Source organism: Paraburkholderia caledonica (assembly GCF_000383275.1).
Classification (GTDB): Bacteria; Pseudomonadota; Gammaproteobacteria; order Burkholderiales; family Burkholderiaceae; genus Paraburkholderia; species Paraburkholderia caledonica.
Map to the genome: position 1 here is coordinate 741,315 of NZ_KB911035.1, position 20,127 is coordinate 761,441.

The following is a 20,127-nucleotide window of genomic DNA, read 5'->3' on the forward strand; positions in this document are numbered from 1 at the left end:
TTTCCAATACGAAATTTTGGTACGTTCGGAAACTATACACGCGCGGGTTTTTGCCGGCAACATCAACCACTTCCGCTGCCGCCGCGCGCTCGCAAGCGTCATTTCTGATAGGAAATGCGGCCTGCATTCGAATCGGAACGCCTTATCAGCATGAGCCACCGGCCTGAATCACCGGCCGGAGACACACCTACTGCGCCGCGTTCGCGGTCATTTTGAAAATGCCTTGCGCATTACCGGCGTCGAAACGCAGGTCCGTGACCCAGCTACGCGATGCCGGATCGAAAGTGCGCTTGCGAGTAATGAATTCATAGAAGGAGCCAGGCACAGTACGCGTGACGAGCTTGTTGCCAGTGGACCTGAATTGACGCTCGACCGTATCAGCGCGATAGGCGGTCTGGAAGACGCGGCCCGAGCGCGAGCGCTCGACTTCGGGCTTCATGGGCCGGCCCTTGCCCTTCTCTTCGTCCGACAGCGTGAACACGTCTTCCACGCGATCCGTCGCGTGATTGAAGGCGTTGCCTTCGGTAGCGATCCACGCCATTTCCGCTGATTCGCGCAACAGGACTTCGTAGTCCGCCTCGCTCGGCAGAGCGTGCTGGCGAGCGAACGCGCCGACAATGACCGGCAGCAACTTGTGAGCTGCGTCGATAGCAAGCGAGCCTTCACGCTCCAGTTCCCAGAGTTGCGAAACGGCGAGCGGCGTCAACGGATCTTTCGACGAATGGACCACGTTAGTGACTGCCTGCTGGAACTCGCTGGAGAAGCGTTCGGGATGCAACTCGCTCACGAAGAACTGCGCGATTTCATCGGGCGCGTCCTCATGCGCGTACGCACGGCCGGTCATGCCCAGTTTGTCGAGCGGATACCGGCCGTTCAGCCTGAAGCCAAGCGGACGCAGGATGCGAGTGAATGCAGCCTCGCCCGGAGGCAACGCCCCGTTGTTCTCCCACCTCACGGTGCGCAACGCGCCGTGATCGAAGTACACAGAGCCGCCGTTCGCGATTGTTTCGGTCGTATAGGCGCGCCCATTCGGCGAACGCTCCAGTAGATCCTCGAATAAGGCCATGTTCATCGCCTGCGCGAGTTCGGCGCGCGTCACCGTGCCGTCTTCCCAATCCGCCAGTGCGCTCGGAAATCTGAGGGTTGTAAAGAGCGACTCCGTTTTGGCCGGGCCAAGCAGTTTCAGTAACAGGCGTTCAACGTTCGAATTGCGCATCTGCGTTTCTCTCGGGGGCGCGCCGCCGCAGCGGGAAGGTATTTATCGACGGCATACCGGAACTGGTAGCCAGAAGGTAGGCGAAGGGGTAGCCAAGCTTACGTGATTCTCATTATTCAAAGTGTTGCACCCGGCGTAAAGCGAGTTTAAATTGCCACTTGATGACTTTTTGGAATTAACATGCGCAAGTTCAAGGTTCCCGGCACGAGCGCGTTGCTGGCCTTCGAGGCAGCGGCGCGGCACGAAAGCTTCACTCATGCTGCGAAAGAGTTGTCCCTGACGGAGAGCGCCGTTTCGCGGCAGATCCTGACGCTCGAATCGAATCTTGGCGTGCGCCTTTTCGTTCGCTCGAAGCAGCGCGTGATGCTGACTCGCGCCGGGCGTCTGTATGGCACGCAAGTGCGCCGCGCACTTGAGAATCTCGATCGCGACACGCTGTCGATCATTGCGCACGGCAGCGGAGGCGGTTACCTGGAACTCGCGGTGCTTCCCACGTTTGCGTCGCAATGGCTGATTCCGCGAATGAAGGACTTCAACGACCGCAACCCGGACGTTCGAATCAACATGGGTGTTCGCACCGACCCGTTCCCGTTTGAAGAGTCGCATTTCGAGGCCGCCATTCACTATGGCAAGCCGACCTGGCCGGGTACGTCGTCGGACTATCTTTTCGGCGAGGAAGTCGTGCCCGTCTGCGCGCCGTCACTGCTTGCAAAGCCCGTCAGGAGAGCGCACGAATTGCTGAACTACCCGCTTCTCCATTCGACGACGCGCCCCGACGCCTGGTCCCGCTGGTTCGCCAATCTCGGCGTCGAAGATAACGCCACGATGCAAGGCGTCCGGTACGAACTGCATTCCATGCTGATCAGCGCCGCTGCCGCAGGACTCGGCGTGGCCCTCGTTCCAGAATTTTTCGTCGACGAACGGCTGTCGCAACTGGGCCTCGTTATTCCGCTCGCGGCCACCACGGTCGAGGAATCCGCGTATTACCTTGTCTATCCGACAGAGCTAAGTCACGGGAAGCCACTCGAACTCTTCAGAACCTGGCTGATTGAGGAAGCCGGCGCGTATAGCGCGGCAAGGCGCTGACGCGGCGCGTCACTGGCGCCCACGGCATGGCGCTTGCGCAAACCGGAGTGCCGGGCCATGTGCGCGGCACCAGGCGACCTCTTCCCTCTCTGCAGGAGACACCATGAAACTTCTCACGACACAAGACGGCCTGCCGCGGCTGTCATGGGGCCCGATTTTCGCGGGCGTTATTCTTTCGATGATCGTCTATCTGGTCATGAGCGTGCTGGGCACGGCTATCGGCGCGTCGCTGCTCGCGCCGATGTCCAAACCCGACCCGTTGCAAGGCTTCGGCTTCGGCTCCGGCGTGTGGGTAATCATAACGACGGTTCTCGCGGTCTTCGTCGGTTCGTACTACGCAGGACGGTGCGCGCCCGTGCTCGGATGGCTGCATGGCCTGCTAGCATGGGCTGTCATGACGCTGTTCATTCTCTATGGAATGACTTCGCTCATCACGGGAGCGGTCAGCACTGCAGGAAGCGTTGCGGCGACGGGTGCGCAAGTCGGCGCGCAAGTGGGCGCGACCGCGGCCAATCAGGCAGGCGGAGCCAATTCCATCGTTGACACTGCCAAGCAGCAGATGCAGTCGGCCATGGCGTCGGCGGCGTCGATGGCGTCCAGCCCCGAAGCCGGACAACGGGCCCGAGAAACCGCTGACACGGCCGCGCGCGGCGTCGCTCGCGCCAGTTGGTTCTCTTTCGCAGCGCTGATCGTCGGCGCGATTATCGCGATCGTGTCGGGCAGCGCGGGCTTCCGCCATCAGCCGCCGATTGAAGAAAGCGGTGGCTCGGCCGTTGGCCGCAATGCAGTACCGGGCAGCAATCGCGTTGTTTCGCCGCGAAGCAGAGCCTGAACTGCAACTGAAAGAGACGGCATGCGGCCCGCCTCGGGTTGCATGCCGCCGCATGTCGTCGTGCACCGTCGAGTGCAGAGATATGTTTTAAATCGCAAAGGCCGTTGCCACAAATATTTAACATTTGCTGTTGCAAGGAAAAAGACGTTGGATTCCCCTTGCACCTAATGCTGTGTGCATTCTCCCCAAAAAAATTGCCGACCGCTTTAGCCGTCCGTCAATAATCGCCCCCATTGGTTATTTGCCGCATTTGGACTAATGTCTAATAACTCTTGGTTAGACAACAAGAACGAACGTTGCGAGGTGGGGGCATGGTCACTTTAATAGACCTGGAGATCGCGCATCTGGGGCGAGTCATGAGCGCGTCAATGACAGGAGATCTCGCGGGGCCGATCCTGCCGGCCGCCTACTGGCGCCTGCGGCTTCATCGACTACTCGATTCGCAGCACCTTACGAATGCACAATTGCGCTCACTCGACCTTCTCCTGCTGCGACTGGACGAACTCGAAGCGCAAGCTTCGAATAGCACCGCAGCCGGAATTGCAATCAGCATGAGCTAGTCGATGCAGTGCCGCGATAAGCCTGCAACGGAGAATTTCGAACGCATTTTTCCGATGCAGAGCATAGCTCTGAATCGCGAATTCGCATAAAAGCGTGAGAGGAATTGCGGCTGCCTGCTACGCGAATGCACGCAAAACATTGCTAGTTGCGCGAGCAACGGTTGGCAAGATTTCCTGTGCGCGCAGGTGACCTGGGTCGGCTAACATACAAACCTGACAGATTCAGATCGGGCTGTCCGGTTTGGTGCCCTGCACCTTCACGCTGCTAATTCCAGGAGATAGTTAATGATTAAATCCCGCATATTTCTCGCGTCGATGATGAGCGCGGGTATGCTGGCATCGTCGCTTGTTCTCGCACAACCCCCGCACGACAACCCCGGCAAGGGCGGCGACCACGGTCATGGGGAGAGTCACGGTCACGGGCCTAACCATGGTCATGAATCGAATGGTCATGGCCCCAAGCAGGTGCCACCCGGACACAGCCCCGACGGCCCAGGCAACTCCGCGAACGCGCCCGGACATTGGCGCAAGGGCGATCGCCTGCCTCCCGAATACCGCGACCGTCAGTATGTGATCGACGACTGGCGCGCGTATCGGCTGGCTCCGCCGCCGCGCGGCTATTCGTGGGTCGGCATTGGCGGCGACTATCTGATGGTGCAGATTTCAACGGGAACCGTCCTGCGCGTCGGGCCGTAAGCACCGATTGGTCGGCCGTTGCATCGGCCGGTCATGAAGCAATAATTGCCACGCTCCCGTTGCCGGCGACCGTGGCAATTTCTCCATCAAAACCCGCGCAACGAAGCTGCAATCAACTGGCTCTTCAACCACCCCGCCTCACATCGCAGGCCCGGCACCGGCCACATGCACTCCCTCCACACGTTGCACACGATTGACACGAAGCGCGCAGCAGCTAAAGAACCGTTGACGCGGCGCCGTTATATCAACCACGTATCGTGAGCCGGCGCGACGCACTTGCGCCGTCGCGGACACTCTTCTTTCTGTGCTTTTTGCCATACCCGATGAAATGCGCATAGATACTTGCGCCAAAATTAATTTCGACAGACAACGTCAACAACCAACCTTCATACTCTGTCACTTCTTAGGCGGACTACTCCGACAGCGGAATCGGAAGCTCGTCAGACAGGGAATCGATGCATGACCGCCGTCCTTGCGACGGCCATTTCCGCGTAGCGCCGCACGCGGATCATGTGGAGCTTACTTTGTAATGAGTTATACCCCAGTCGTTCCGTTCGCCACCGACAAGGCCGACTCCGGCTCTTTCGTAGGCGGCGCACCAGCGTTTCGCCAACTGGTCCGGATGATCGATCGGGTTGCTCCCACCGATCATCCGCTGCTTATTTTCGGGCCGACCGGTTCGGGCAAAGAACTCGTTGCGCGCCGTGTTCACGCACACAGCCTGCGCCAGGATCAACCCTTCGTCGACGTCAATTGCGGCGCGATTCCCGAACACCTCGTTGAGGCCGAACTGTTCGGGCACGTCAAGGGCGCATTCACCGGCGCGGGCGAAAACCGCCAGGGGCTTTTCCAGCAAGTTGGCAAGGGCACGCTGCTGCTCGATGAAATCGGCGAATTGCCGCTCGCGCTGCAGCCGAAACTACTGCGCGTACTTGAAACGCGCACATTCCGTCCGCTGGGATCGTCGACCAGCCTGCAGTTTGCCGGACGCGTGGTTGCCGCGACACACCGCGACCTGCGCGAGCTCGCGCGCGCGGGGCTGTTCCGCGAGGATCTGTTCTACCGGCTCGCGGTCTTCGTACTCGCGGTGCCGGGCCTCGAGCAGCGCGTCGAGGATATCCCCGCGCTCGTCAACCACTTCGCGTCACAACACACGCGCCGGCTGGAGTTTGCACCGGCCGCGCTGCGGCGTCTTGCGCAGCACCCGTGGCCTGGTCATATCCGGCAATTGCGCAACCTGGTCAGCCAGTTGAGCGTGCTCGCGGAAAGCACGGTGATCGACGTGGATACGCTCGAGCCGTTTCTCGCCAACGAGACCAGCGGGCCGGTATCGCGCGCGAGTCTCGCCGATATGCTGATGCAGCTCGAAGGCCGCGACAAGCTCAACGCCGCCGAAGATCTGCTGATCGACCGCGCACTCGAACGGACGAGCGGCAACAAGAGTGCGGCCGCCGCGATGCTCGGCGTGGGTCGCAAAACAATCGAACGGCGTCTGAAGTCGCGAGAGGAACATCACCGTGAAGCGCGCAAGTGCCTGGAGCATGCGAGTGCGCTGATCGAAGAATCGAAATTTGCCGAAGCAATTCCGCCGCTGCGCCGCTGTCTCGACGTGCTGCAAACGCCGAACGAACAGGACCCCGTGCGCCGCCTCCAGTTCGACGCCTACCGCCTTCTGGGCATGAGCTTGCGCAGCGTGCACGGCTGGCTGTACGCGGAAGCCACGGCCTGCTACGCCGCAGCGCTGGCGGTCGGTGAAGGCGTGTGCTCCCCCGCTGAAATCGCCGCAATCCAGTTCGGCATCTGGACCACGCAGTTAACCACGCTGCAACTCAAGCAGGCACGCGCAACCGCGCAGAACATGCTGGAGCGCGCGCAGAATGCCGGCGATCGCGTGTCGCTCGACGAAGCTCACGTCGCCATGACCAACACGCTGTTCTGGCTCGGCGACAGCGAAGAAGCTCTCGCCTGTCTCGCGCGCGGCAATCTGCTCGGCGTGGGGCGCAACGACATCCGCACCGGCTCGCAAGGAATCGACCTGGCGAGTCTCGCGTTGACGTTCGAAGGACTCGCCGCCTACCAGATCGGCGCCTTTGGACAGGCACGCCGCGCGATGGAAATGCTGATTCTGCGCACATCCGAACCCGGCGTGCACGCGCTCGCTCACGTCGTCAACTTGCAGGGCGCCGCCTGGCTCGCCGCGCTGTTCGACGACGTGGAACGGCTGGGTCAGCTTGCGAGCGAACTGGAGTCGGTGTCGATCGCGCACGGCTTCGCGTTCTATCGCGGAGTCGGGCAGGTGCTGCGCGGCTGTCATCTCAGCGCGCTCGGGCAGGCCGACGAAGCGGAAACTGTCATGCTCGACGGCTACGATAACCACGTGGTTTGCAATGGCGGTGCGCTCTTCTATTCATTCAAGACGTGGCAGCACGGGGAATTGCTGCTGCGCGCCGGCCGCGCGAAGACGTGCGAGGCGATTCTGGCTACGGCTATCGACGAGACGCTCGCCCGTCAGGAGCGCGTGTATCTGGGCAAGCTACTGGTCACGCGAGCACGCGCGCAGTGGGCGCTCGGCGACGTGAACGCCGCGGAACTCGGGCTGCGCACGGCGCTGTCGACGGCGCTCGCGTTCGGCTCGGTGCCAGGGCGCGTGGATGCCGCGCACCACCTCGCCGATTTGCTGCGCTCGACTGGCCGCGTAGCCGAAGCCATCGAGACGCTCGAGCGCGGCCTGCGTGCGTTGCCGACGGATGCAACGCCTCGCGTCGCGGGCGCGGCGAATCTGCTTGCCGAACTCCAGCAACATGCTTCGTTCCACAACTACACCAAAGGAATCGTAAATGGCATATGAGCTACGCCGGGAAGATCTCGAACCGCTGCTACTGGGCGCAGCTTTCTTCGGCAGCGGCGGAGGCGGCACCATCGAATCCGCACGGCATCTGGCCGCGCACTTCGTAGCCGGCGACTACTATCCGAGCGACACCGTCAAGGTCGTTTCCGTCGATGAAGCGACCGAGGGCGCGGCCGTCATGGTCGCCTATCTCGGCGCGCCCGAAGCGATCAACTCGGCGACCTACCCGCTCGGCCCCGTGACGGCGGTGCAGAACGTTCAGGCTCGGCTCGCCTCGCAATCCACGAAACTCGCCTATGTGATGCCGCCGGAAAGCGGTGCGCTGGGCTTCACGGTGGCTGCACTCGTGGCGGCGAAACTGGGCCTTGCGGTCATCGACGCAGACGGCGCCGGGCGCGCGGTGCCCTCGTTGCCGATGCTGACGTTCGCCGCTGCGGAAATCGATCCGCGGCCCGCGTTCCTCGTAAGCCAGGGCGGCCTTTGCGTCGAACTGAACGTGACGCCGCGCGGCGGCAGCGAAGGCGCGCCGACTCATCAGCGGGACGTGTCGGCGATCGTCGAACAGATGATGCGCCCGGTCGTGGCCGACCCGGAGTTCGGGCAGTTCGGCGGACTCGCGATGTGGGTGATGACGCCGGCCGATATCGGCCGCGCGACACCGATTCGCGGCACACTGACACGCGCACTGAAACTCGGGCGTGCGTTGCAGAGCGGAGAGATCGGCAGCGCCCGGCAGATGACCGCCTATCTCGTCGAACGTTGCGGACTGGCGGCGCGCGCAGTTTCCGAACCGGGCGAACTGGTGTCGGCCGAAGTCGATACGAGCGGCGGTTTCGACGTCGGCAAGATTCGCATTCAGGCTGGACAGCATACCTATACGGTGATGTATCAGAACGAGTCGCTACTCGCATGGGACAGCAAGTGTGCACAGCCGATCGTGCTCGCGCCCGACAGCGTCGCCTATTTCGTCGGCGGCGAGGGCCAGGCAGTCTTTAGCAATGGCGACCTCGTCAACGGCGACGGTTCGCTGAATCCGGCAATCGGCAAACGCCCCGTGACGCTGATCGCCTGGCGCGCCGAAACGGAGTTGCGCAAACCGGGCCTCATTCTCGACAGCTTCATGCAGTTGCTGAACTCGCTCGGCTACCTCGGCCCTTACGTGCCGCTGGAATCGCTGCAGTCCGCACGCACTGGAGATGCATCTTGAACTCGCCCATTCGTATCTGTGTGCTCGTGCCGGTTGCCACGTCCCAGTACAACGACCGCATCATGAAGGCGATTGCGCCTGTCGTGCCGCCCGACATCCAGGTGGGGATTCGCAACATCACCGAGGGTCATCCCGACATCGAGAACCGCACGAACTGGCTGCAGAACGGCATGCCGGTGGTCGAGCTCGCACAGTCCATCGCCAACGACGGCTTCGACGGCATCTGGCTGACCGACTTCGACATGTGCGGCGTCGAAGCCGCGCGCGAAGTGATCGACATTCCGATCATCGGCGGCTTTCCGGCGTCGGCGTTTACGGCTCTCGCGCTCAGCCAGCGCTTCTCGATCATCACCATCCTGCAAAGCACGCTCGCGATGCAGCGCGGTCATCCGCAAACCTACGGCATAGAAGACACCTTCGCGTCGATTCGCGCGATCGACTGCCCTGTCGCGCAGCTCGAGAACATCGACGTCGTGGTTGTCCGCACCTTCGAAGCGGCGTTGAAGGCGATCAAGGACGACGGCGCTCAGGCAATTCTGCTCGGCTGTACGGGATTCGTGGATGTGGCGAGCCGGGTCTCGACGCTGCTCGGCGAGGCGCTCGGCGCTTACGTGCCCGTGATCGATCCCAATCAGGCGGGGTTCAGCTTCCTCGTGTCGCTGGTGCGTATGCGCGTGCGCCCGAGCAGGCTCACGTACAGCAAGGTCAGCTTGCAGGCGTAAGCAAGGCCGCTTCTGTCCGCCTCATCCCCGTCCGCTCTCATCTGTTTTCATCTGCTTTCGTCCGGCTGCGGCATGCATCGCCGCGCCGGACTTTCCTCTGCGCCGTTCGTGGCGCCCGCAATCCTCCCTCACGCCGCCGAGTGCCGCCCCGCTCCGGACGAAATCGCCCTGTTACGCGCGTTGCATGCCCATGTGGACGAAAACGACCAACTTTGACCGCCGACCTGGACGAGATCGGCCAACACCGGACGACAGATTCGCCGACGCGCCCGAGCCTAAGCCATCTCAACATATGGCACGACCATTGCTTATACAAAGGCAGGTGGCCGGAAAGCTGCGACGAAATTGTCCGAATGACCGGGGAGCCTGAGAGACCAAAACAAGATCGCGCGCTGCAATGTGTTCGACGTTCTGTTGCCGCACTGTTGCGTCCGTTGCGGGGCGGCTGACACCGCGGATCGAGTAATCTCGATTCATTATGGCAAGCAGTCGTTTAGTTAAACGAACTAATACGTGCAACGCCGATCGATGCCAACGGTTGCCAGCCGTTGGTAGCAGACTGAGAGAGGGCTGTGCTGTTGTAGCGGTGACGCGTAAACAGGTGGCGACCATGCTTCCGCAGAGAAGCAGTTCGCATTGCGCGGCACTAAAGAGCGGAAAATCTTTGGCTATGCACCGAAGATCCGCTGCGGGATGGGTCCGGCCGTCGTTGCCTTCCCTTCGGGAAAGGGCCGCGACGGCTAACCTTGTTGTAACGAGTCGCGGAAAACATGCTGCTTGAGCAGCCTTACGCAGCGCCAGATTTCAACGGCGCCGTGACGAGAGAAGACTGGCCATCCACGGGGGTTCAAAGATGCACCACCACATTTTCGAAAGCGAGCTTGTTCATCTCGAGCGCGTGATCGCATGGGCGTCCCAGGAGCCTTTTTCACCGACCTATTGGCGCGACCGCGTCGAGCATTTGAAGACGAGTCCGCAAGCACCCATGTACCGGAACCGCATCGCCCGCCTGGCGCGCCTCCTCGCGGAACTAAAAGGATAGCTGCGGTCTTTGCACACTGTGTTTGTCAGTGCGACGTTGCGCGGGTGTCGGGCGCCTTGCCGGCAACCAGGAGCGCGATTGTCGCCACGCAGAAAACGGCGCCTGCATAAAAGGTAGCCGTAGCCCCGATCTTGTCCCACAGCTCACCGGCAATGACGCTCGAAAGCAGCGTGACGACACCGCCCAGCAGATTGAAAAAGCCAAACGCAGTGCCGCGTAATTGCGCCGGCGCGGTGTGAGAAACCATGGTCGCGAGCAGCCCCTGCGTCATGCCCATGTGCAAGCCCCACAATGCGACGCCGAGCAGCACGATGCTCCAGTGGCTGCCGTGTGCAAGCACGAGGTCCGAGGCGATCAGCACGACGACGCCCGCGATCAGCAGCCGCTTGTGGTTCATCGTGTCCGCAAGTTTGCCGAACGGATACGCCGACAGCGAATACACGATATTCATCGTCACCATAACGAGCGGAACCAGAGCGATGGGTACGCCACTGCCCATTGCACGCAAAACGAGGAATGCTTCGCTGAAGCGGGCGAGCGCAAACACAGCGCCAATGGCGACGACCCACCAGTAGCGCGCGCCCAGCTTCTTCAGATTCTCCAGCCGCACAGGATTGACGCGCTTCGCGCCCGCTTCACGCGCCGGCTCGTGGATGCCGACCATCAACAGTGCGACCGCCAGCACACCAGGAATGACGGCAAGCCAGAAGGCTAGCCGGAAGTTATCGGCCCACACCGACATGATGACTACCGCGAACAACGGGCCCAGCACCGCGCCGATGGTATCGAGCGACTGACGCAAGCCGAATGCGGCGCCTCGGAGGTGGACAGGCGTGACGTCGGCAACGAGCGCGTCGCGCGGCGCGCCGCGAATCCCCTTGCCGACTCTGTCGATGACGCGCGCGCTCACCACCACGCCGACGGTCGGCGCGATCGCAAAGAGCGGCTTGCTCAACGCGCCCAATGCATAACCGGCCACCGCGAGCCACTTACGGTTCCCGAGGTAGTCGCTCAGCGCGCCCGAAAACACCTTCACTATCGGCGCGGTCGCTTCGGCAATGCCTTCTATCAAGCCGATGGTCGCGGCGCTCGCACCGAGGCTCACTGTCAGGAACATCGGCAAAAGGCTATGGACGATCTCCGACGAGATATCCATGCAAAGGCTCACACAGCCGAGTACCCAGACGCTTCGTGGAATGCTCGAGAGGACGCTGATCCGGATTCTGGCTTGCATGGACAGGTTACCTTTGCATTGCTATCAGGACAGCGCACAAAGCCGGCCGGGCCAGAACATTTACTCCTGACACTGCACGTCTTTCCTCGGCACGGCGATAAGTACTGGATACGTGCCGTGATCCAGCTCGACGCGCGCCACCACGGTGATCATCGTGCTGTCGATCTGATCGTACACGCTGACCTGTTCGCGCTTAAGCGTGGTGATGCCGGTACATGCGGACGCCCGGCCCTCGTCGGAAATGCGGCATTGAATCGGGTTGTCCGCAATGTAGCGATATTTGTCCCGATCGGGCGTCGCGAGATATTCACGAACGCTCTGTTCCGACCCGCCTACGCCCGTCACTTTTCCGATCGCACATTGCAGTGCGCCTGTCTCGCCATTCGCGGCTGTTTGAGCGTTCACGGCGGTACTCGCAGCGGCCGCCGCAAGGATCAATGCAAAGTGGTATCTCATCGCGCATTCACGTTTGTCGGATCGAAGTGTTGAATTGTAAAGGTACCTGGGGCCAGACTGCCGGGAAGCTTGCGGCTGTGCATTCAGCGTGTAGCAATGCGGGAAGCTGCCTCGCCACACGATGCTGCACGGACGTGCGCAACGCTCGCGACTCGTTGGCACACAGGATGCTGCCGAACACGATACTCGATCCACCGAAAGCAACGCAGAAGGAGCCGCCCATGACCGAAACACCCACGCCCCAAAAACCCGATCCGCAACAGTCCGAAATTGGCCGCGGCACGCCGCCCGCGCGCACACCGGAGGCGCTTCCCGAAACCGACGTCCAGCCGGATCAGCAGCCCGTGCGAGACATACCGGGCGTCGGTGTGCCCGGTAGCCAGTCGCCTGCTCCGTGAACCCGGTGTACATGGTCTATTGGTCGGAAGCGATAGACGACGCCATCGTGCCGCGCGCCGCATCCTTTGCCGCCGGCGCGATGGCAGAGGCGCTGTCATTTGCCGAGACGTTGCGGCGACGTCAGTCGTGCGGCGAGCCGGTGTGTTTCGTCACCCTTTGCTCGGAAAACCCGAACTCGGTGGGTCGTCCGGGCGTCGCCGATCCACCCGCCGACTATGCGTGGAAGAAGCGCCGTTGATAGGCGCCGCGGCATGCGGATTGCGCATGCACACGACGCACGCGATGGTCGCATCGCGCGAAAACCCGCTTAACTCTGGAGGCACTCATGGCAAACGACAAGACCGAAGGCATCAAGGAAGAACTGAAAGGCATGATCAACAAGGGCATCGGCTCTATCACCGGCAACGAAGACAGGAAGCTCAAAGGTGAAGCGCAAATCACCGAAGGCGAAAACCGCAAGGATCTCGGCGATCAGCGTGAAAACGCCGAAAAGGGCAAGACGGATCCGGGCAACCCGTCGAATCTCTGACTGCATTGACGCGCTTCGGCGGCGGGCGATCCGAACCGGCCTGCGAGCGTAACCGGGTAACGCACATACCAGCATAATCGCTTGCCTAGTTGCGCTCGTGCGCAATCGCTACGATGGGCGGACCGTCAAAACGGATAACCATCGCGGGAGCCCATCATGAAGCGTTTTCACATCGCACTCGCTGTTGCGAGCCTCGACGAATCGATTGTCGACTACAGCCGCCGGCTCGGACAATCGCCCGATGCCGTCGTGCCCGGCAAATACGCTATGTGGCGAACCAATCTGCTCAACTTCTCGATCAACGAGAAACCGGAACAAGCGGGTCAACTGCGGCACGTCGGATTCGAAGACGATACCGCCAACGCGTATTCAAGCAGCGTCGATGTGAACGGATTGGAGTGGGAGCTGTTTTCCGCCGCTGAGCAGGATGCGCGGATCGTCAGCACATATGGGGTGGCTGTGCGCTCAACGCAAGCGTAGGCGAACCTGGCATCAGCCTATAAAAAGCGCGCGGCAGTCATCGACTACTTAACCATGGTGCCGCTACGCGCACAGCACCATGGTCAAGGTAGGCCGCTATCCCGAGCGCTCACCTTCTTCCAGCCTGGACCCGGATCGAACGACTTCGTTGCCTCGGCTTTCGCGGCAGTCTGCGGGCCAAGATCACGCTCATAGATCTGCCCGGCATGACTGACCATGAAAGTCTTGATACCCGTATCTCCGTAACGCACCGGCCAGGCGATGATAGCGAAACCTCCGAACAGCTTGCCGTCGACAACGTAGTCATAGGCGCCGCCAGGCGCATGCGGTCCCTGTGAATAGAGCAGCTTATAGTGATACCCGTGGTAACCGGCGTTCTGGGTGTTGCGCGCGCTTGCATTAACGAACGCATCGCCGAGTGGACTTGGTGGGTCGTCCGGTCCCGTCGGCCAATACAGACCGTCGTGTTTGCCTGGCGAGCTCACCATCTTCGACGCGTAGGCGAGCACGCCCTCGCCGTCGTGATTGGTCTGCGCGTATTCGCGTTGTGCATCGTAGATTGCGAGCATCGTCTGAATGACTGCCAACTCGTTGCGGCCGATGCGTCGTTCCCGCATCTCTTCGGCGCCAGCGCGCGTGTCGAAGTGCCATCCCCGGTCGGTTTTCACGAGTGGGATTGGGAGCGTCCAGCCATCGTCGCCTACCGCGATCTCCGCGTGCCGCGTATCGATCGGCTTGATCGCATGCGACTTTGACCACATCGTGAGAAACGCATCCCGCACCTGCGCGCCAACGGGCGGAATCAGATTACGAAAGTCCTTGCCCAAGATGGTGCGCAATGCGTCCTCGCGGTCTTTAACAATTGCGTCACCAAAGGCATTCATTGCGGCCTCCGGAGTGGCGAAGTTCTGCTGCGCATGAGCCGGAGGCGAGATTGCCAACGCAAAAATCGCCGTGATCGCGAGGTTGGTCAAGATGGCAGTCAGCCACTTCCGGAGAACGTGTGAATAGAGTTTCATGGTTCCTGCTCCTCAGCGCCGCCCGCCGCGCATGCCTGATGTCGAAACTGCTTTGGCCACATCTATGGCGAAACGATGAAAGTACCGGCTAACAGAACACGCTTACGAACTCGCACGGACTGACCGCTGCGCAGCGCGCTGCGTTCAACTCGCGCTGATTTCGTTTGAAAGCGGTTTGCCCGTCTCGAACTCCGTGACGCTTTGCAGGGTCGTCTCGCAGATGGTCGTCACCGCTTCGCGCGTGAGAAACGCCTGATGGCCCGTGACGATCACGTTCGGGAATGTGACGAGCCGTTGAAGCACGTCGTCGGTGATGATGGTGCCGGACAGGTCACGGAAGAAAAGGTCCGCCTCCTGCTCGTACACGTCGATCGCAAGACCGCCTAGCTGCCCGCTCTTCAGCGCATCGATGACCGCTTCGGTGTCGATAAGCGCGCCGCGGCTCGTGTTGATCAGAAGCGCGCCGCGCTTCGCGCGCGCGAGCGTGCTGGCGTCGATGATGTGGTACGTCTCCGGAGTGAGCGGACAATGCAGCGAAATGATGTCCGCACTCTCGCCAATTTCCTTTGGCCGCGCATAGCGCGCGCCCAGCGCCTCGAATTCCGCCGATGGGAACTTGTCGTAGCCAATCACGCTGCAGCCGAACCCCAGCATGATCTTCGTGAACACGCGCCCGATCTTGCCGGTACCGATCACGGCCACCACCTTGCCGTTCAGGTCGAAGCCCATCAGGCCGTCGAGAGAAAAGTTGAAGTCGCGCGTGCGATTATAGGCACGCTGGATCTTGCGGTTGATCGCCATGAGCAACGCGACCGCATGCTCAGCAACCGCGTTCGGCGAATAGTTCACTACTCGCACTACCTTGATCCCGAGGTCCTGCGCTGCTTTCAGGTCGACGTTGTTAAAGCCGGTGCAGCGCAGCGCGACGAGCTTCGTGCCGCCGTGCACGAGCGCCTGCAGCACGGCGGCATCCGCATGATCGTTGACGAAGATACACACGGCGCCATGGTTCGCGGCGAGGCTGACCGTCTCGATGTCGAGCGGGACATCGAAATACTGGAGACGATGATGATGCCCCGCGTTCGCGGCATTCAGATACTCGCGGTCGTAAGGCTTGGCGCTGAAGACGGCTATGTCCATGATGATCTCCGTGGCAAATTGAATCAGGAGTGCCGGGTGCGATCGTTACGGCTGGTGATCGCGCTATCCACTGGCGAGCGCTGCGGCAACCTGCACGAACAGAATCTTTGCGATGGTCATCGACGGGAAAATCATCGCGTAGCCGACGTCCGGGCGGTCGGTCGGCGCAATGCGATTGGCAAAGGCGAGGATCGCGGGATTGCCCGTCGCGCCGCATAAGACGCCTACCGTCATGTCGAACGGCAGCCTGAAGATCCACAGGCAGACCGCCGCCGTCACGACGACGAGCGCGAGCAGGATCGTCACGCCATAGAGCAGAAAGGACACGCCGGTTACGCCGATGGTCGCGAAGAATTTCGGCCCCGAAGCGATGCCTACCTGCGCGAGAAAGATGGTCAGGCCAAGGTTGCGCAGCACGAGATTGGCCGAGAGCGGCATCGTCCAGACGAAAGGTCCGAAGCGCCGCACCCGGCCGAGCACGAGTGCCACCAGCAGCACTGCCGCCAGCCCGAGCGCGAGCTTGCCGATGCCTGGAATGGATAGCGGAATAGCACCCGCCAGCAGGCCGAGCGCCGCACCGGCGCCGATCGAGATGAAGCTCAGTTCGGCAGTACCCTTGATGGAGTCGCCGAAGAACGCACGAACCGCCTTGATCTGGGCGCGATCGAGCAGCAGACCGACGCGGTCGCCATATTCGAGGATGAGGTCCGGGTTCGGCATCAGGTCGGCGTCACCCCGGCGCACGTGCGCAATAGTGCAGACGACGCCCTCGGGAAAGCGGATGTCGCGCAGCATGCGCCCCACCACGAGCCGGCTCGACGCGAACACGCGCGCATAGTCCAGGTCTTCGCGGTGACTCGTCATACGGCCCGGCTGCAGTTCGCCGAAAAGTGTCGTGGCCTCATGCAGCACGGCCGAATCGGTGGAGGTCGCGAGCAGCACGTCGTCGGCACGCAGAACGAGGTCGTCGGCGGCCGGGCGGTTGCGGTGCTCGCGACGCACGGCCGCGATCGCCAGCCCGGTCGGCATGCGCGCCACCAGCTGCGCCATGTTCAACCCGATAAACGCAGGATTGCGCAGCGCTATCTCGGCCGTTTCGATGAGCGGGGGCGGCGGGCGCACGATGTTCGGTTTAAGCAATGCACTAAGGGCATACAGGAAGAGAATCGGCCCGGCAACACCGAACGGATACGCGACGCTGTAGCCCACCGCCGGCCCGTCGCTTTTCACCGCGGCGATTGCAGCCTGCAGGCTCGCCGTGCTGGTGCCGGCACCGGCGAACATGCCAAGCGATTCGTCGAGTTTCACGCCGAAGAGCGGTACGAACGCGACCGCGACCAGTCCCGAGACGATCACGCCGAGCGCGGCGGCGGCGTTGGCCTTGAGGCCGTCCGGACTCGTCAGTCCCTTGAAGAACTGATCGCCATACTGGATACCAATACCGTAGAGGAACAGCAGAAGCCCGAATGTGCCGAGCAACGCGGGCGGTGCGGACTTCGGTGCGAAGCCGCCGATCGCCAGGCCGACGAACAGCACTGCGCCCGAGCCGAGCGACACCCCTTTAATGCTGATCTCACCGACCACGTATCCCAAGGCGACCGTGAGAAACAGCACGAAGAGCGGCTGCGTTTCGAGCAACGTCCTGACCGTATCCATGGCGTTTCCTTTTTGCCTTGGAGCGAAGACGCAGCAGCGAATGAGCCCCGCGCCTCCGGGACACGATCCGGCCACCAGCCTCGCGCTCGTCGGGGCATTCCGGCTGCGATCGAAGGCTTTTCGATTGTTGGAATGTGCAGCCCGAAGGCGCATCTACAAATTTATGTTCAATCCAATCGTGAAGACAATAGGACCATCGACCGATGTCGCGCACGCGGCGGCGACTGTAGGCTAGCTGTGGCAGTGTCACGATCCTGATATCGCTCACGGCTTGACGTCAGCGCCGCTGGACGCCGCAACGGCGTCCGGTACGCAGGTCCGCGGCGGAATACCCAACGGCGCAAGTCATCGGGGCAGTTCACGGCGCTCTCCAGACGAGTTCGCGCCGCTCGAAGCAGCACGTTTCAGCCGGGCGTCAAACGGAGTCGCGCCGATGAAAGCTCTTCAGCGTCCACTACGCATCGAGTTGGTCGCGCCTCTTTCGGGCGTCATGGTGCCGCTCGAAACCGTGCCCGATCCGGTCTTCGCACAAAAGATGGTCGGCGACGGCATATCGATCGATCCGACGTCGCACGAATTGCTATCGCCGCTTCCCGGCAAGGTCACACAACTGCATAGTTCCAGCCATGCCGTCACGATTACGGGCGCGAGCGGGCTCGAAGTGTTGCTTCACATCGGGCTCGACACTGTATTGCTGCGCGGCGAAGGTTTCACCCCGCTCGTCAAGGAAGGCGATACGGTCGCGACGGGCCAGCCGCTGATCCGTTTCGATCCGGTCTACGTCGGCGCCAAAGCGGCCAGCCTGCTGACCCAGATGGTGATCGCAAACGGCGACCGCGTGACGCGCTACGTGCCCGCGGAAGGCCTCGTTACCGCAGCCGGCGACGTCGCACTGACTGTCGAACTCGCGGACGATACAGCCAAAGATCAGACCGCCCGCACGACCGGCGCGATCGTCTCCGACGAGGTCACGCTGCCGAATCCCGCGGGCATGCACGCGAGACCCGCCGCGGTCTTCGTCGGCGCGGCGAAGAAGTACGAGTCCGAGATCCGCCTGCTGCACGGTAGCAACAGCGCGAACGCCAAATCGATCGTGTCCATCATGGGGCTCGCGACGAAGTTCGGCGACAGGGTACGTATCCAGGCCACCGGTCCTGACGCGGGAGAAGCCGCTAGCGTGCTTGCGCGTCTGCTCGCCGAAGGTTCGGGCGAAAAACCCGCCGACGCACCCGCCTTTCCTCCAACTAGTCTTGCGCCCGCGAGTGGATCGTCTGGCGAGCCGGCTGTCGTCAAACGCGCGCAGCCTGCCGATGTCAACGAACTCACTGGCGTATCGGCTTCCCCCGGCCTCGCAGTCGGCAAAATCGTGCAGTTCCGCCAGCAGGTCATCGACGTCAAGGAAGCCGGCGAATCGCCACAGCGCGAACGCGTGCGGCTCGAAGCAGCCCACCACGAAGCGCGTCAGAACATCGAGGCGCTTAAAGCGAAACTCACCGATCCGTCGAAGGCGCAGATTCTCGACGCGCACCTGGAACTGCTCGAAGACCCCGATCTCAACGGCATGGCGATCGGCAGCATCAGCGAAGGCAAAAGCGCGGGCTTCGCGTGGCGCGCCGCCTTCGAGCAGCAGGCAGCGACACTCGAAAAGCTCGACAATCCGCTGCTGCGCGAGCGCGCGGGCGACGTCCGCGATGTCGGCCGGCGTGTGCTTGCGCTGCTGGCAGGCATGCAGCAGGCGCAGATCGACGTACCCGCCGGCTCGATCCTGATCGCCGAAGAGCTCTCCCCGTCCGACACCGCTTCACTCGATCGGACCAAAGTGCTCGGTTTCTGCACGACGACGGGCGGCGCCACGAGCCACGTCGCGATTCTCGCGCGCTCGCTCGGCATTCCGGCGATCTGCGGCATCGACGAAGATGCGCTGCAACTCGCCGACGGTACGCTCGTGGTGCTGGACGGTTCGCATGGCAGCTTGCGGCGCAACCCGAGCGCCGGTGAAGTCGAAAAGGCACGCGAGCGCATCAGCCGTCAGGCCGAAAAACGCGAAGAAGAGAAGCTCGCTGCGAGCAAGCTCGCCATGACGGCCGACGGTCACCGCGTCGAAGTCGTCGCGAACATCCGCAACGCAAAGGAAGCGCGCGATGCGGTTGCAGCCGGTGCCGAAGGTGTGGGCCTGTTGCGCTCGGAATTCCTGTTCGACGATCGCGACACCGCACCGTCCGAAGACGAACAGGCCAGCGAGTACTGCGCCGTTGCCGAAGCGCTCGGCCGCGAACGTCCGCTCGTGATTCGCACGCTCGACGCGGGTGGAGACAAGCCGCTCTCCTACATGCCGCTGCCGAAGGAGGACAACCCGTTCCTCGGCCTGCGCGGCGTGCGTGTGAGCCTCGATCGCCCGGACATTTTCCGCACGCAGTTGCGGGCGATTCTGCGCGCCGCTCCAATCGGCAATCTGCATGTGATGTTCCCGATGGTTGCCGCGATCGAGGAAGTGCTCGCAGCAAAAAAGATCCTGCTGGAAGAAGCCGGCGACCGCGCGAACAGCATCAAGGTCGGCGTGATGATCGAAGTGCCGGCCGCCGCGTTGATCGCCGAGCCGCTCGCGCGCGAAGTCGACTTCTTCTCGATCGGCACGAACGATCTGACGCAATACACGCTCGCGATGGACCGCGGGCATCCAAAGCTCGCCAGGCAGGCCGATGCGCTTCACCCGGCGGTATTGCGCCTGATCGGCATGACGGTCGAAGGCGCGCATAAGCACGGCAAATGGGTCGGCGTGTGCGGCGGCATCGCATCGGATGCGATCGCTGTGCCGGTGCTCGTAGGTCTCGGTGTCGACGAGCTTTCGGTCAGCGTTCCCGCCGTCGGTTCAATCAAGGCACAGCTCGCCCGGCTGACGATGGCCCAGGCGCGTCAGCTCGCCGCAGAAGTAGTGCGACTCGGCACCGCCGCGGAGGTCCGCGCCCTCCTCGCTCCGTTCGCCGAATAAGCAGTTCAACAGGAGA

The 20,127-nt window shown here is 62.1% G+C and carries 18 protein-coding genes; 12 read left to right on the top strand and 6 right to left on the bottom strand.

Features of this window, described 5'->3' with window-relative positions; genetic code table 11:
• Window positions 1-187: 187 nt before the first annotated feature.
• Window positions 188-1,216 (bottom strand): DUF1338 domain-containing protein, encoded by a 1,029-nt coding sequence (locus tag H281_RS0109485; protein WP_020066868.1) that lies wholly within the window; start codon window positions 1,214-1,216, stop codon window positions 188-190.
• Between the two features lie 180 nt (window positions 1,217-1,396).
• Between H281_RS0109485 and H281_RS0109490 the strand changes: the two genes are divergently transcribed.
• From H281_RS0109490 to H281_RS0109525, 7 genes are all read left to right on the top strand, one after another.
• Window positions 1,397-2,302, top strand: a complete 906-nt coding sequence (locus H281_RS0109490; RefSeq protein ID WP_020066869.1) for a LysR substrate-binding domain-containing protein — start codon at window positions 1,397-1,399, stop codon at window positions 2,300-2,302.
• 103 nt (window positions 2,303-2,405) lie between these two features.
• Window positions 2,406-3,134 (top strand): YrzE family protein, encoded by a 729-nt coding sequence (locus tag H281_RS0109495; protein ID WP_020066870.1) that lies wholly within the window; start codon window positions 2,406-2,408, stop codon window positions 3,132-3,134.
• 311 nt (window positions 3,135-3,445) lie between these two features.
• A complete protein-coding gene (locus H281_RS0109500; protein ID WP_027804445.1) occupies window positions 3,446-3,694 on the top strand; it encodes a hypothetical protein in 249 nt (82 codons plus the stop codon).
• A 285-nt stretch (window positions 3,695-3,979) separates the two neighbouring features.
• Window positions 3,980-4,390, top strand: a complete 411-nt coding sequence (locus tag H281_RS0109510; RefSeq protein ID WP_020066872.1) for an RcnB family protein — start codon at window positions 3,980-3,982, stop codon at window positions 4,388-4,390.
• A 529-nt stretch (window positions 4,391-4,919) separates the two neighbouring features.
• A complete protein-coding gene (locus H281_RS0109515; protein ID WP_020066873.1) occupies window positions 4,920-7,238 on the top strand; it encodes a sigma 54-interacting transcriptional regulator in 2,319 nt (772 codons plus the stop codon).
• Window positions 7,228-8,445: a DUF917 domain-containing protein gene (locus H281_RS0109520; protein WP_020066874.1), complete on the top strand. Its 1,218-nt coding sequence runs from the start codon at window positions 7,228-7,230 to the stop codon at window positions 8,443-8,445. The genes H281_RS0109515 and H281_RS0109520 overlap by 11 nt, the downstream gene beginning before the upstream one ends.
• A complete protein-coding gene (locus H281_RS0109525) occupies window positions 8,442-9,167 on the top strand; it encodes an aspartate/glutamate racemase family protein (protein ID WP_020066875.1) in 726 nt (241 codons plus the stop codon). Before H281_RS0109520 ends, H281_RS0109525 begins: the two co-directional genes overlap by 4 nt.
• Before the next feature lie 1,067 nt (window positions 9,168-10,234).
• On the opposite strand, the gene H281_RS0109535 is transcribed toward H281_RS0109525, so the two are convergent.
• Window positions 10,235-11,443 (bottom strand): MFS transporter, encoded by a 1,209-nt coding sequence (locus H281_RS0109535; protein ID WP_027804446.1) that lies wholly within the window; start codon window positions 11,441-11,443, stop codon window positions 10,235-10,237.
• Between the two features lie 60 nt (window positions 11,444-11,503).
• Window positions 11,504-11,899: a hypothetical protein gene (locus H281_RS0109540; protein ID WP_027804447.1), complete on the bottom strand. Its 396-nt coding sequence runs from the start codon at window positions 11,897-11,899 to the stop codon at window positions 11,504-11,506.
• A gap of 221 nt (window positions 11,900-12,120) precedes the next feature.
• Here H281_RS0109540 and H281_RS34480 point away from each other — a divergent pair, with 221 nt between their 5' ends.
• The 4 genes from H281_RS34480 (at window position 12,121) to H281_RS0109560 (ending at window position 13,307) form a co-directional block, all read left to right on the top strand.
• A complete protein-coding gene (locus tag H281_RS34480) occupies window positions 12,121-12,297 on the top strand; it encodes a hypothetical protein (RefSeq protein ID WP_164701842.1) in 177 nt (58 codons plus the stop codon).
• Window positions 12,298-12,302: 5 nt separating this feature from the next.
• Window positions 12,303-12,536, top strand: a complete 234-nt coding sequence (locus H281_RS0109550; protein WP_027804448.1) for a hypothetical protein — start codon at window positions 12,303-12,305, stop codon at window positions 12,534-12,536.
• Window positions 12,537-12,623: 87 nt separating this feature from the next.
• On the top strand, window positions 12,624-12,827 hold the full coding sequence (locus H281_RS0109555) for a CsbD family protein (RefSeq protein WP_020066882.1): 204 nt from the start codon (window positions 12,624-12,626) through the stop codon (window positions 12,825-12,827).
• A 156-nt stretch (window positions 12,828-12,983) separates the two neighbouring features.
• On the top strand, window positions 12,984-13,307 hold the full coding sequence (locus H281_RS0109560) for a VOC family protein (RefSeq protein WP_020066883.1): 324 nt from the start codon (window positions 12,984-12,986) through the stop codon (window positions 13,305-13,307).
• Window positions 13,308-13,390: 83 nt separating this feature from the next.
• Here H281_RS0109560 and H281_RS0109565 read toward each other — a convergent pair whose 3' ends face one another.
• From H281_RS0109565 to H281_RS0109575, 3 genes are all read right to left on the bottom strand, one after another.
• The gene (locus H281_RS0109565; protein WP_020066884.1) at window positions 13,391-14,326 is read right to left on the bottom strand and encodes a DUF2950 domain-containing protein; all 936 of its coding nucleotides are present in this window, start codon (window positions 14,324-14,326) and stop codon (window positions 13,391-13,393) included.
• 144 nt (window positions 14,327-14,470) lie between these two features.
• Window positions 14,471-15,466 (bottom strand): 2-hydroxyacid dehydrogenase, encoded by a 996-nt coding sequence (locus tag H281_RS0109570; RefSeq protein ID WP_020066885.1) that lies wholly within the window; start codon window positions 15,464-15,466, stop codon window positions 14,471-14,473.
• A gap of 63 nt (window positions 15,467-15,529) precedes the next feature.
• Complete coding sequence (locus H281_RS0109575; RefSeq protein ID WP_020066886.1) at window positions 15,530-17,122, bottom strand: aspartate:alanine exchanger family transporter; 1,593 nt, start codon at window positions 17,120-17,122, stop codon at window positions 15,530-15,532.
• A gap of 433 nt (window positions 17,123-17,555) precedes the next feature.
• On the opposite strand from H281_RS0109575, the gene ptsP reads away from it, so the two are divergent.
• Window positions 17,556-20,111, top strand: coding sequence for a phosphoenolpyruvate--protein phosphotransferase (gene ptsP / locus H281_RS0109580; protein ID WP_020066887.1), 2,556 nt, complete (start codon window positions 17,556-17,558; stop codon window positions 20,109-20,111).
• Window positions 20,112-20,127: the final 16 nt, after the last annotated feature.

Excerpts from the sequence above, each read along its gene's own strand:
- H281_RS0109485 (WP_020066868.1), bottom strand. The coding sequence starts at position 1,216 with ATGCGCAATTCGAACGTTGAACGCCTGTTACTGAAACTGCTTGGCCCG.
- H281_RS0109490 (WP_020066869.1), top strand. The coding sequence starts at position 1,397 with ATGCGCAAGTTCAAGGTTCCCGGCACGAGCGCGTTGCTGGCCTTCGAG.
- H281_RS0109495 (WP_020066870.1), top strand. The coding sequence starts at position 2,406 with ATGAAACTTCTCACGACACAAGACGGCCTGCCGCGGCTGTCATGGGGC.
- H281_RS0109500 (WP_027804445.1), top strand. The coding sequence starts at position 3,446 with ATGGTCACTTTAATAGACCTGGAGATCGCGCATCTGGGGCGAGTCATG.
- H281_RS0109510 (WP_020066872.1), top strand. The coding sequence starts at position 3,980 with ATGATTAAATCCCGCATATTTCTCGCGTCGATGATGAGCGCGGGTATG.
- H281_RS0109515 (WP_020066873.1), top strand. The coding sequence starts at position 4,920 with ATGAGTTATACCCCAGTCGTTCCGTTCGCCACCGACAAGGCCGACTCC.
- H281_RS0109520 (WP_020066874.1), top strand. The coding sequence starts at position 7,228 with ATGGCATATGAGCTACGCCGGGAAGATCTCGAACCGCTGCTACTGGGC.
- H281_RS0109535 (WP_027804446.1), bottom strand. The coding sequence starts at position 11,443 with ATGCAAGCCAGAATCCGGATCAGCGTCCTCTCGAGCATTCCACGAAGC.
- H281_RS0109540 (WP_027804447.1), bottom strand. The coding sequence starts at position 11,899 with ATGAGATACCACTTTGCATTGATCCTTGCGGCGGCCGCTGCGAGTACC.
- H281_RS34480 (WP_164701842.1), top strand. The coding sequence starts at position 12,121 with ATGACCGAAACACCCACGCCCCAAAAACCCGATCCGCAACAGTCCGAA.
- H281_RS0109555 (WP_020066882.1), top strand. The coding sequence starts at position 12,624 with ATGGCAAACGACAAGACCGAAGGCATCAAGGAAGAACTGAAAGGCATG.
- H281_RS0109560 (WP_020066883.1), top strand. The coding sequence starts at position 12,984 with ATGAAGCGTTTTCACATCGCACTCGCTGTTGCGAGCCTCGACGAATCG.
- H281_RS0109565 (WP_020066884.1), bottom strand. The coding sequence starts at position 14,326 with ATGAAACTCTATTCACACGTTCTCCGGAAGTGGCTGACTGCCATCTTG.
- H281_RS0109570 (WP_020066885.1), bottom strand. The coding sequence starts at position 15,466 with ATGGACATAGCCGTCTTCAGCGCCAAGCCTTACGACCGCGAGTATCTG.
- H281_RS0109575 (WP_020066886.1), bottom strand. The coding sequence starts at position 17,122 with ATGGATACGGTCAGGACGTTGCTCGAAACGCAGCCGCTCTTCGTGCTG.
- ptsP (WP_020066887.1), top strand. The coding sequence starts at position 17,556 with ATGAAAGCTCTTCAGCGTCCACTACGCATCGAGTTGGTCGCGCCTCTT.